Annotated in this window: 9 protein-coding genes; 4 read left to right on the top strand and 5 right to left on the bottom strand. The window is 68.8% G+C overall.

Going from position 1 to position 11,308, the window contains the following annotated elements; all coding sequences use genetic code 11:
* A partial coding sequence (locus tag NBRGI_RS30780; protein ID WP_029900697.1) for an amidase family protein occupies nt 1–944 on the top strand: 944 nt, incomplete at its 5' end.
* On the opposite strand, the gene NBRGI_RS30775 is transcribed toward NBRGI_RS30780, so the two are convergent.
* The 3 genes from NBRGI_RS30775 to NBRGI_RS30760 all read right to left on the bottom strand — a co-directional run bounded on the left by NBRGI_RS30775 (nt 945) and on the right by NBRGI_RS30760 (nt 4,705).
* On the bottom strand, nt 945–1,841 hold the full coding sequence (locus NBRGI_RS30775) for a LysR family transcriptional regulator (RefSeq protein WP_029900696.1): 897 nt from the start codon (nt 1,839–1,841) through the stop codon (nt 945–947).
* A gap of 426 nt (nt 1,842–2,267) precedes the next feature.
* On the bottom strand, nt 2,268–3,101 hold the full coding sequence (locus NBRGI_RS30765; protein ID WP_029900695.1) for an SDR family oxidoreductase: 834 nt from the start codon (nt 3,099–3,101) through the stop codon (nt 2,268–2,270).
* Nucleotides 3,098–4,705, bottom strand: a complete 1,608-nt coding sequence (locus NBRGI_RS30760) for an aldehyde dehydrogenase family protein (protein WP_029900694.1) — start codon at nt 4,703–4,705, stop codon at nt 3,098–3,100. Before NBRGI_RS30760 ends, NBRGI_RS30765 begins: the two co-directional genes overlap by 4 nt.
* A 156-nt stretch (nt 4,706–4,861) precedes the next feature.
* Here NBRGI_RS30760 and NBRGI_RS30755 point away from each other — a divergent pair, with 156 nt between their 5' ends.
* On the top strand, nt 4,862–6,184 hold the full coding sequence (locus tag NBRGI_RS30755) for a PucR family transcriptional regulator (protein ID WP_029900693.1): 1,323 nt from the start codon (nt 4,862–4,864) through the stop codon (nt 6,182–6,184).
* Here the strand turns inward: NBRGI_RS30755 and NBRGI_RS30750 are convergent, their stop codons facing one another.
* Nucleotides 6,185–6,445: a DUF2277 domain-containing protein gene (locus tag NBRGI_RS30750; RefSeq protein WP_029900692.1), complete on the bottom strand. Its 261-nt coding sequence runs from the start codon at nt 6,443–6,445 to the stop codon at nt 6,185–6,187.
* Between the two features lie 128 nt (nt 6,446–6,573).
* On the opposite strand from NBRGI_RS30750, the gene NBRGI_RS30745 reads away from it, so the two are divergent.
* Nucleotides 6,574–7,410, top strand: a complete 837-nt coding sequence (locus tag NBRGI_RS30745) for a DUF1266 domain-containing protein (protein ID WP_036561581.1) — start codon at nt 6,574–6,576, stop codon at nt 7,408–7,410.
* Nucleotides 7,411–7,510: 100 nt separating this feature from the next.
* Here NBRGI_RS30745 and NBRGI_RS30740 read toward each other — a convergent pair whose 3' ends face one another.
* A complete protein-coding gene (locus NBRGI_RS30740) occupies nt 7,511–8,365 on the bottom strand; it encodes a hypothetical protein (RefSeq protein ID WP_235211156.1) in 855 nt (284 codons plus the stop codon).
* A gap of 375 nt (nt 8,366–8,740) precedes the next feature.
* Between NBRGI_RS30740 and ftsH the strand changes: the two genes are divergently transcribed.
* Nucleotides 8,741–11,146 carry an ATP-dependent zinc metalloprotease FtsH gene (gene ftsH / locus NBRGI_RS30735; protein WP_029900689.1) on the top strand — a complete coding sequence of 802 codons (2,406 nt, stop codon included), beginning with the start codon at nt 8,741–8,743 and terminating at the stop codon, nt 11,144–11,146.
* The last annotated feature ends 162 nt before the right edge of the window (nt 11,147–11,308 follow it).

Raw genomic sequence — 11,308 nt, 5'->3', positions numbered from 1 at the left:
CGGACCGGATCACCGGCAATCCGTGGAACGTCGCGCGCAGCGCGGGCGGTTCGTCGGGCGGTGCGGCCGCAGCGGTCGCCGCCGGACTGGTGCCGATCGCGCACGGCAGCGACGGACTCGGCTCGGTGCGGGTGCCCGCGGCCTGCTGCGGCGTCTACGGTTTCAAGCCCGGACACCACACGGTGCCCGCGCAGATCGGCGTCGACGACTGGTCGGGCATGATCGAAAACGGTGTGTTCGCAACGACAGTCGGCGATGCCGCGCTGGCGTTGTCGGTGCTGGCCGCGCGCCCGGACCTAGCCGAGGTGGAGCCGCCGGGCCGACTACGCATCGGTCTAGCCGTGGCCCCGCCACTTCGCTTGTTCCCGGTCGACCGCCAGTGGACCAACGCCGCCCGCACCGCCGCCTCGGTGGCCGCGGCCGCGGGCCATCTGGTCGAACCGACCGCGTTGCCCTACGGTGACGCGCTGCTCTGGATCTTCTTGCGCTGGTTGGCCGTCGGCGCCCGCGAGGCCGCCGCGCTACCCCAGCCCGACCGACTACAGCCGCGTACCCGACGCCATCTCGCACTCGGTCGCACCGTCACCCGACTACGCCTGGTCCGGCAGAGCCAGGTCGATCGGGTCGAGGCACGCCTGCTCGAATTCTTCGAACGCTACGACGTGGTGATCACGCCCACGCTCGCCGGCCCGCCGCCCAAGGCGCGGGCCTGGCACCGCCGCGGCTGGCTGGCCAATGTCCTTGCCTGCGCGCGGTATTCCCCCTTCACCCCGCTGTGGAACCTGGTCGGCTGGCCCGCCGCCTCGCTCCCGATGGGCATGCACCCCGATGTCGGAACGCCGCTGGCCGCTCAGCTGGCCGGTCCGCCGGGCAGTGAGTCCACCCTGCTGCGGTTGTCGGCGCAGCTGGAAGCGCAGCACCCGTGGCGGCGCACCATCAACTGATCAGGAGGCGCTGACGGCGGGTTGCGGCTGCTGTACCGAGAACCCGCCGTCGACCGCGCGGCCGGCGAATTCGAGGATGGTCGGCCGGGTGTCGTCGGCCCGCCACGCGACGGCGAGCTCGCACGGCGCGAGGCCGGCCACCGGGCGGGCGGTGAGCCCGGGCCAGCGGTACATCGGCACGTTGTTCTCGGCCAGCAGGCAGACGCCGAGGCCGAGGCTCACGGCCTCCAGCTTGTCTTCGGGGGTCGCCGCCTCGGCGCCGATCTTCGGCTGCCGTCCGCTGCGCGCGTCGTTGCCGAGCCAGAAGTCCCGGACCGCGCCCGCCTCGGTGGGCAGCGCGACGAACGGCTCGTCGAGCAGATCGGTGAACTCGATCGTCTCCTGATCGGCCAGCGGATGGTTCTCCGGCAGTAGCACCCAGCGCGGTTCGGTGCGCAGCACCTGCCAGCGGTAGCGGTTCGGGTCGGGCAGCGGCAGCCACACCAGCGCCAGGTCGGCCTGGCGGCCGGACAGGCCGCTGGACGGGTCGGTCCAGGACGCCGCGTGCAGGGCCAGCCGATGGCCGCTCGCGCTCTCCAGATCGTTCAGCAGCCCGCGCCCGAGCGCGGACTGGATGCCGACGCGCAGCACCTCGCCCGCCTCCTGCAGCGAGACGTTGGTGATCTCCCACAGCTCCAGGATCTTGCGCGCGCCCTCGAGCAGCTCCTTGCCCGCGACGGTCAGGGCGACGCTGCGCTGGTTGCGGTCGAACAGGACTACGTCGAGTTGGCGTTCCAGCTGCCGGATCTGACGCGACAGGGTGGGTTGAGCGATGTGCAGCCGCTGAGCGGCGTTGGTGAAGTGCAGTTCCTCAGCGACGGCGACGAAATACCGCAGGTCGCGCAAATGCGGGTCCATAGCCCCTTGCTATCAGAATCAGTCCTGAATTTCCAGCCTTATCAAGCCAGAAAGTTCGGATACGGGTACCAAAACATTCGACAGGTTTGTTAGAGACAGCATATTGCCTGTGATGGTGTGGCGCACCACCGCCTCCGCGAATGATCGGCATACTGCCGCTCAGGTGGCGGCAAAGATCAATCGGTCACTAGACCAGCACGAATGGCCGATTTTGCGCAACATCAAGTTCGGCTAAAGACCGACCGACCGGTTGCTGGATGTCCGCTGACGGCCTGCTTCTGGCCGCCGCGGAGTCATTTGCACCCTCTATAGTGATTTTAGTCACATTATGGTTTGACCGACCGCTCAGACCGGTTTGCCGGCGCACAAAAAAGCGCTGCGGCCCCGGACGAATCCGGGGCCGCAGCGCGCGGCTGCGGGAGCGATTCAGACGCTGCGGGCGCGATCCTCGTACGCCTTGCGCTGATCGGTGTCGACGTCGTCGAGGAACGCGCGACCCGAACCCAGCGCGCGGGCTACGGTGTCGCCGACCGCGTCCGGCAGGATGCCGAACAGCTGCGCGAGCAAGCCCGCCACCGCGGTCACCCTGACCTTCGACTTGGGTGCGGCGATCAGCCCGACGATGGCGGCGGCGATCTCCTCCGGCTCTGCCGGGCGCAGCAGCTTGGGCGGGGTGACGCCCGAACCGAGCTCGGTGTTGGTCAGCGTCGGCAGCACCGAGGAGAAGCGCACACCGGAGTCCCGGTACTCCTCGCGCAGCGTGTCGGTGAACCCGAGCACCGCGTGTTTGCTGGCGTTGTAGGTGGCCAAGCCGGGAATGTGGCTCTCGCCCGCGAGCGAGGCGATGTTGATGATGTGCCCGCTCTTGCGTGCCAGCATCCGGGTCAGGCCCAGCTTCGAGCCGAGGATGACACCGTAGACGTTGATGTCCAGGATGCGGCGGGTGATCTGATCCGGTTCGTGCACCAGCCGGCCGGTCGGCATGATGCCCGCGTTGTTGATCAGCACGTCGATCGGGCCGACGGTGCGCTCGACCTCGTCGAGGAAGCTCTCGAACGAGGCCGGATCGGTCACGTCGAGTTTGCCGTAGTACTCGAAACCCTGAGCGGTGCCCGACTCTTTCACCGTCTTCTCGTCGATATCGCCGATCGCGATCTTTGCGCCGAGCGCCCGCAGCGCGGTGGCGGTAGCCAGCCCGATGCCACGGGCCCCACCCGTGATGGCGACGACCTTGCCGCGGATCTTCGAAGAGTCGCTCACTTCTTGCCTCCCTTGAGTTTCAGAACAGCCGGAATGTCGATGCGGCGCAGACCGCGGGCGCCGGCCGCGCGCATGGCGCCGACCGCGAACAGCAGCTTCGGCATCTGGTACGGGAACCAGAACAGCTCCTTCTGCTGAGTCGGCAGGATCGGCGTCGTAATCGCTTGCTGGCGACAGTATTTGCGGACGCCCTCGGCCCCGCCCCAGCGCGCGCCGACACCGGACTGACCCCAGCCGCCCATCGGCAGCGCGAAGCTGAACAGGTTGCTGAAGACGTCGTTGATGTTGACCGCGCCCGCGTTGAGCTGCCGGGCGATCCGCTCGCCCCGCTCCTTGTCGCCGGTCCACACCGAGGCGGACAGGCCGTAGATCGAATCATTCGCCAGCCGAATGGCTTCCGCCTCGTCGGCGACCTTCATGACCGGCAGCGTCGGGCCGAAGGTCTCCTCGGTAATGCAGGACATCGTGTGGTCGACATCGACCAGCACGGTCGGCTCGAACGCGGTGCCGAACCCGGCCCGCTTGCCGCCGGTGAGCACTTTCGCGCCGGCCGCGACGGCCTCGTCGACGTGGCGCTGCACGATCGTCGCCTGGTTCTCGTTGGCCAGCGCGCCGACGTCGTGCGCCGACTCTCGATCGTCCAGACCTTGGCGCAGCGCTTTGACATTCGCGGTCAGCTTGGCCACGAACTCGTCGTAGACCGGCGCCTCCACGTACACCCGCTCCACCGAGATGCACACCTGGCCGGAGTTGAACATGCCGCCGAAGGTGATGCCGTGCGCGGCGCGGTCGAGGTCGGCGTCGGCGAGCACGATGGCCGGGTCCTTGCCGCCCAATTCCAGGCTGTAGGGCACCATCCGCTCGGCACAGGCCACCGCGATCCGGCGGCCGGTCGCGGTCGAACCGGTGAACTGGATGTAGTCGGCGTGCTCGACCACGGCGGCGCCGGTCGCACCCGCGCCGGTGACCACCGCGAGGACCGGCGGCGCGCCGATTTCGGCCCAGCCCCTTGCCAATTCGAGCGCGGACAGTGGCGTCACCTCGGACGGCTTCAGGATCACCGCGGCGCCCGCGGCGAGTGCGGGGAACACGTCCAGCGCGGGCATCGCCAAGGGGAAGTTCCACGGCGTGATCACCCCGACGACCGGGTACGGCTTGTACGCGGTGGTCAGCTTCTTGACCCTGGCCAGCGGGCTGTGCGGGGCGGGATGGTCGTCGCTGAGGAATTTCGCCGCGCGGCGCGCGTAGTAGCCGACCAGATCGGTGGCGAACGCCGGGTCGATCAGTGAATCCACCCGTGGCTTACCGGTTTCCGACTGCACCACGTCGGCGATCCGCTCGGTGTTGTCGATCAGCCAGTCCTGCAGTTTCAGCAGCCATTCCTTGCGGCCGTCGGCACCGATCGCCTCCCACTCCGGCTGATACAGGCGCAGCTCGCGCACCTTGGCCGCGACCTCGTCGGCGCTCACCGCGGGAACCGTGCCGACCAGCTCGCCGGTCCCGGGATTGCGCACCTCGATGACGGTGGGGGCGGGCGCCGGGGTGGACTTGTTCGCGGTCGCCCTGCGCGCCTGCGCCTTTTTCGCTGGTTCGGTATCGGTCACGGTTGTTCTCCCACTGACGTTGTGCTGTGAACCGGGTGACGGGATGTGAAAAGCGCCACTGAACTAGGATGTTGACACAATTGAACCGGAGTTTCTTGGCTCAATTTGTCAACTGGATCGGGCAATTTTGTTCTCGAAGTACAAACGGGAGGATCTGTGACGGGCGCATCACCGGGCCGGGCCGGCGCGGATCTCGAGGTGGTCCGTGACTGGCTCGCCGAATACGTCTACGAGACGATGCGGGCCGAGACGCTCGAGCAGATCGTGGCGCGCCTGGACAGCGCGATCGTCGCGCGCGTGCCCGAACTCGCCGATCGCGATATGCGCCGCGACCTCGCCGCGAGCACCCGCGCGCACGCCCGGCTGATGTTGAGCGGAATCACCAGTGACACCTACGAATTCACGATTCCGGAGGAGGCGCACGCGTTCGCGCGGACGATCGCGCGGCGCGGATTCGAACTGCGCGTGCTGCTGCGGACCTACCACGTCGGCATGGAGGGCGTGCTCGACTACATGACCGACGCGATCGATCAGCGCCAGACACCGCACGAGATCGAGCGGGCGGTGATGCTGCGACTGTTCGAGCGCTCGACGAAATGGGTGAGCACCTCGGTCGAACTGCTCACCGAGACCTACATGGAGGAGCGCGAGCGGGTCATGCGGGCCGCGCTCAACCGGCGCACCGAGACCATCCGCGCGCTGCTGGCCGGCGACGAACTGGACGCCGACCAGGCCTCGGTCCGGCTCGGTTACCGGCTCGGCCAGCGCCACGTCGCGTTCGTGCTGTGGACCGACGAGGGCGAATCGGGCAGCGGGGACGGCGAAGCCATCGGTTTGCTGGAACGGGTCGCCACTCGGATCGCCGCGGGCCTCGGCAGCAGCCGGTTGCTCACCGTCGCGTCCGGTGCCAGCGGCATGTGGGCCTGGGCCGGGCTCGACGACGGGCCGAATGCCGATGGGGGACAGGGCAGCCGAAGCGACGTGGGGGAGCCCGGCGCGCTCGAGCGGATCGCCGCCGGGTTGGTGGACGCGCCGGTCCGGGTCGCGTTCGGGGTCCCGGCGGGGCAGCTAGCCGGATTCCGGCAGAGTCATCGCGAGGCGGTCGCCGCCAGGCAGGTCGCCGATCGGGGTCCGGCCCGGCCGGACCGCGTCATGGGTTATCGCGACGTGGAGATCGCCTATCTGGCGGGCGTCGACGAAGTGGCCATGCGCGGTCTGATCGCCAGGGAGTTGCGCGCGCTGTCCGGCTCGGACGCGAACGCGGCGCGACTGCGCGCGACACTGCACGCCTACCTGAAGAGCCATCGCAGCCCGGAGGCCACGGCGAAACTGCTCGGCGTACACAAGAACACGGTGCGCTACCGGATCCAGCGGATCGAGGAACTGCTCGGCCATCCGATCGAACAGCGCAGCTTGCCGCTGGAACTGGCACTGGCGTGTGTGGCCGCCTACGGCGCGGCCGCCCTGCCTACCGATTGATCACTCGGCCGCCTCGCCCGCGGCCACCCGCCGCAGCGGCGATTCGGCCGGCGCGACGGCCGGACGATCGGGTAGGTCGGCCAGCAGCTGCGTGGTTGCCGCGGCGATGGCCGTGACGGCCTTGTCGACGGCGGCCTTGGTCGTGGAGCTCAGGCCGGACACACCACCGACCGTGCGCACGTACTGCAGTGCGGCAGCATAGATTTCCTGCTCGGTAGCGGCAGGTTCCAGGCCACGAAGGAGGGTGATGTTGCTACTCATGCGAGCACAGTAGCTCTCTGGCCCGGTATGCGGCAGGGCAAGAAACTCCTCGGCCGAAATTGGACCTGCGGCGAGCGCGCCGCGTCGAACCACACCGCGCCGCAGGCACGGCCAATAGACTCGGGCCCATGCCTGCCCGCGGTGTACCCACGTTGACGACCTTCCCGTACGACGAGCTGGATCAGCGCGAAGAGGACCACTGGTCCGGCGCGGCGGTCGCGGACGACGAGTTACGGGCGCTCGCGCTCGGCGCGTTCTACTCGGCCCGCTGGGACGCCTTCCACGACGCGCTGCTGCTCGGCCCGGAGCGCGAGCATCCGCTCGGCGACCGCCGGGAACTCGCCATCGACACGCTCACCGGCGCCTGGGGCATCACCGACGGCACCGAGGCGCAGGCCTCCATGGAGCAGCTGCTCGACGGCATGCACGCGCCGCTCTACGCGCTGGTGCACCCGCTGGTGATGGCCTCGATCAACGCCAGCGAACGGGACCGCTTCGGCGAGCGGGCCGATCGGCACCGCGCCTTCCTGCGCCAGGTCGGGTCGTTCCGCGGGATGGACAACCCGGAGGCGCTGGTGCGCGACTACGACATCTGGTCACAGGCGATCAAGATCGGCTTCACCGACCATCTGGCCCGCCCGCTGCCCAGCGATATCCACGCCTGGGACCTGGCCCGGGTGGTCGCGGTCGCGCGGATGGCCTTCACCGCCGGCTACCTCGACGCGGACCTGGCCTGGGACTACCTCGCGCGAGCGCTGCCCATCGCCCAGGCCAAGTACCGCAACTGGCGCCAATTCGGCGACGCCTACCTCACCGGCTGGACCTACTGGCAGGCGTGTGAAGACCTGGCGGAGCTGAAGAACGGCGGGGTGGACCGGCGGATGGAACTGCTGCGCCTGTGGATGCGCCCGACCAGCCCCTGGCGGCGCATCAGCCTCACGCCGACGCCCGTCGCGCAGGCCTGATCGGTCGGCAACTGCCGATCGCCCAGCCGCTCGATCGCTCAGCAGCCTGAGCGAGTGGCCGCCTGATCGAGCGGCTCCCGGGCCGCCCGGCCCCTGGTCGCTACCCGCCGTCGGGTAGCGACCGGAGGATGCCGCGGCCGTAACGCTGGAATTGTGCGTCGTCGACCATGCCGAGCGAGTGTCGTTCGACCAGCAGTTCCCACTCCGAATACAGCTGTGCCACACCGGGATCGGCCGGGCCCGCGGCGCCGTCGGCGGAATCGCGGCGGACCGCGAAATTCACCGCGAGCGTGACGCGTTCGGTGTCGGCCCGGTCCGTGCCGGTGAAACGTAGCGTGACGTTGCCGTCGTGCACTTCCATGCCGGCCTCGCCGCGGGGCGCGCCGATCTCGCCCGCCGCTACCGGCGTGCCGTCGGTGTTGCGCGCCCACAGCACCGCCGGGATGGGCAACTCGTGCGCGTAGCGGTTGCCGCCACCGATGGAAATGAACAGCAGCCGTCCGGTGGTCGCGGCGAGCAGGCCGGCACCACTGCCCGCGGGCGCGTGCGCCACCGCGACCGCGGTCTCCAGCACGTACTCGTCCGGCGTGACGTAGCGATGCAGCGCGGCTATCGCCGCCTTGGCCTCGCGGTGCGGTGCCATCCGGCGCACCGCGCGCTCCACGTCGGCCCGGGTCGGCCCGGACTTGCCCCAGCTGGGTGCGGGCGGGTTGAGATCCGGCGCGGCGACATCGATGCGCTGCGTGGACAGGATCTGGCTGTTGATCCGGTCCACGATCTCGCTCGCGGCCGGGACATCGTGCTCGGCGATGAGCACCGGTAACGGCGTACGGTCTGCGGGCACTCCGGTCAGCACCGGCGTCGGATATCTCAGGTAGATCTCGATGACCACCGCGTCGTCGGCGCGCCGATTCAGTCGGACCTTCAACAGGTCCGAAACCGGTACGTCGAGCACCCGCTCACCATCGGATCCCGGCCGCAGGACGATCAATCTCCCACGACCGTGACGCACTATCGCTGTGGGTGTCCGTAGTTCGACTATGTCCATACCCCCTGCGCTCTTGTTGTGTCGTCGCTCACGATAGGCCGAACATGCCATGATTGTGACCACTTGGAGTAACACAGCCGGAGGACTTCGGGAACCACCGACGTCCCTTCGCCGTTTACCTCTTTAACTGCACCTGCAGCCGAACTGCGCGATGTATCGACTAGACCGTACGCGGTAACGTGGCATGTCCGCATCCGAACCCTCCCGGAGCCGGACGCGCCCGACGCATCGCTTGCACGAACCGGAGACACCGGAAAGGACTGGCCGGCCGGCCGACGCTCTATGAACCGCAAGACAGTGTTTCGCACCCTGGCCATAGTCTCGGGCATTCTGCTCGTGATCTATGCGTTCAGCTACTTCGGCAATGACACGCGCGGCTGGAAGAACGTCGACACATCCGTCGCTTTGAGCCAGCTGACCGACAAGAACAACGTCAAGAACGTCCAGATCGACGACCGCGAGCAGCAGCTGCGCATCGAGCTGAAGAACGGCAACGACGCCACCGGTGGTCAGAGCAAGATCATCGCCAAGTACCCCGGCGGCAGCGAGACCTCCAGCCAGGTCTTCGACGCCGTGAAGAACTCGGGCGCGCCCTACAACACCGTGGTCAAGCAGGAGAGCTGGCTCACCCAGATCCTGCTGTTCGTGCTGCCGATGATCATCCTGCTCGGCCTGTTCATCTTCGTGATGGCGCGCATGCAGGGCGGCGGCCGCGGCGGCATGATGGGCTTCGGGAAATCGAAGGCCAAACAGCTGTCCAAGGACATGCCCAAGACCACATTCGCGGATGTGGCCGGCGCCGACGAAGCGGTCGAAGAGCTCTACGAGATCAAGGACTTCCTGCAGAATCCGGTGCGCTACCAGGCGCTCGGCGCGAAGATCCCCAAGGGCGTGCTGCTGTACGGCCCGCCCGGTACCGGTAAGACGCTGCTCGCGCGCGCCGTGGCCGGCGAGGCGGGCGTGCCGTTCTTCACCATCTCGGGTTCGGACTTCGTCGAGATGTTCGTCGGTGTCGGTGCGTCCCGCGTGCGCGATCTGTTCGAACAGGCCAAGCAGAACAGCCCCTGCATCATCTTCGTCGACGAGATCGACGCGGTCGGCCGCCAGCGCGGCGCGGGCCTCGGCGGCGGCCACGACGAGCGTGAGCAGACGCTGAACCAGTTGCTCGTCGAGATGGACGGTTTCGGCGACCGCACCGGCGTCATCCTGATCGCCGCCACCAACCGGCCCGACATCCTGGACCCGGCGCTGTTGCGTCCCGGCCGGTTCGACCGGCAGATCCCGGTCGGCAACCCCGATCTGGCGGGCCGTCGCGCGATCCTGCGGGTGCACTCGCAGGGCAAGCCGATCTCGCCCGATGCCGACCTGGACGGCCTGGCCAAGCGCACGGTCGGCATGTCCGGCGCCGACCTGGCCAACGTGATCAACGAGGCCGCGCTGCTCACCGCGCGTGAGAACGGCGCCGTCATCACCGGCGAATCGCTCGAGGAGTCGGTGGATCGCGTGGTCGGCGGTCCGCGCCGCAAGAGCCGGATCATCAGCGAGCACGAGAAGAAGATCACGGCTTACCACGAGGGTGGGCACACGCTGGCCGCCTGGGCGATGCCCGATATCGAGCCCGTCTACAAGGTGACCATTCTGGCTCGCGGCCGCACCGGCGGCCATGCCATGACGGTGCCCGAGGACGACAAGGGCCTGATGACCCGCTCGGAGATGATCGCTCGCCTGGTGATGGCGATGGGCGGCCGCGCGGCCGAGGAACTGGTGTTCCACGAGCCGACCACCGGCGCGTCCTCCGATATCGACCAGGCGACCAAGATCGCCCGCGCGATGGTCACCGAATACGGCATGAGCGCGCGTCTCGGTGCGGTCCGCTACGGCCAGGAGGCGGGCGATCCGTTCCTCGGCCGTTCCATGGGCCAGAGTTCGGACTACTCGCACGAGGTCGCGGGCGCCATCGACGAGGAGGTGCGCAACCTGATCGAGGCCGCGCACACCGAGGCGTGGGCCATCCTCAACGAGTACCGCGACGTGCTCGACGTGCTGGCGACGGCGCTGCTCGAGCGGGAGACCTTGCACCGCAAGGAACTCGAGACGCTGCTCGCCACCGTGGAGAAGCGGCCCCGGATCACCGCGTTCAACGACTTCGGCGACCGCGTGCCGTCCAGCAAGCCGCCGGTCAAGACTCCGGGCGAGCTGGCGCTCGAGCGCGGCGAGCCGTGGCCGCCGCCGGAGCAGGTGCCCGCACCGCTGCCCGCGGGGGCGGCCAGGGAAGGCCAGCCCGCCAACGGCTACCCGGATGACGGTGGGTACCACGCCCAGCCGCAGTACGGCTACCCGGCGCAACCCGCGACCGGTTACCCGCTGCCGCAGGCGCCGGCGCCCGGCTATCCGCAGCGCGGTGGCACGCACGGTTCGCGTCCGGACTACGGCGCTCCGGCCGGTTGGTCCGCGCCCGGCTGGCCGCCGCGCGAAGAGCAGCAGGCCGGCCAGCCCAGCGGCTGGACCGAACAGCCGCAGCGCGGTGGGCACCAGCAGTGGGCCCCGCCGCAGGGTGGTCCGCAGGACGGCAATTACGACCGTCGCGGCAGCTACGGCGAGCGCCCCGGCTACGACGAGCAGGGCCGCCCGAACCAGAACGGCGAGGGCGAGAACAACGAGTGGGATGGACCGAACGGTCGGCACTGACCCACGGGCGGCCTCGCCCGGCTTCGCGGCCGGGCGAGTGGTCGTCTCCGGGCCTATCGCACTCGTCAGGAGCAGTGCCGATTAGGCTCGACCACCGGGGTGCCGAATGATTGCCGGCACCCGAGATTTTGGAGGTGTCCTCGATTGTCGGCCAACAATCAC

Source organism: Nocardia brasiliensis IFM 10847, assembly GCF_000710915.1.
GTDB classification, from domain to species: Bacteria; Actinomycetota; Actinomycetes; order Mycobacteriales; family Mycobacteriaceae; genus Nocardia; species Nocardia brasiliensis_A.
This window is presented reverse-complemented; position numbering and strand designations above follow the sequence as displayed.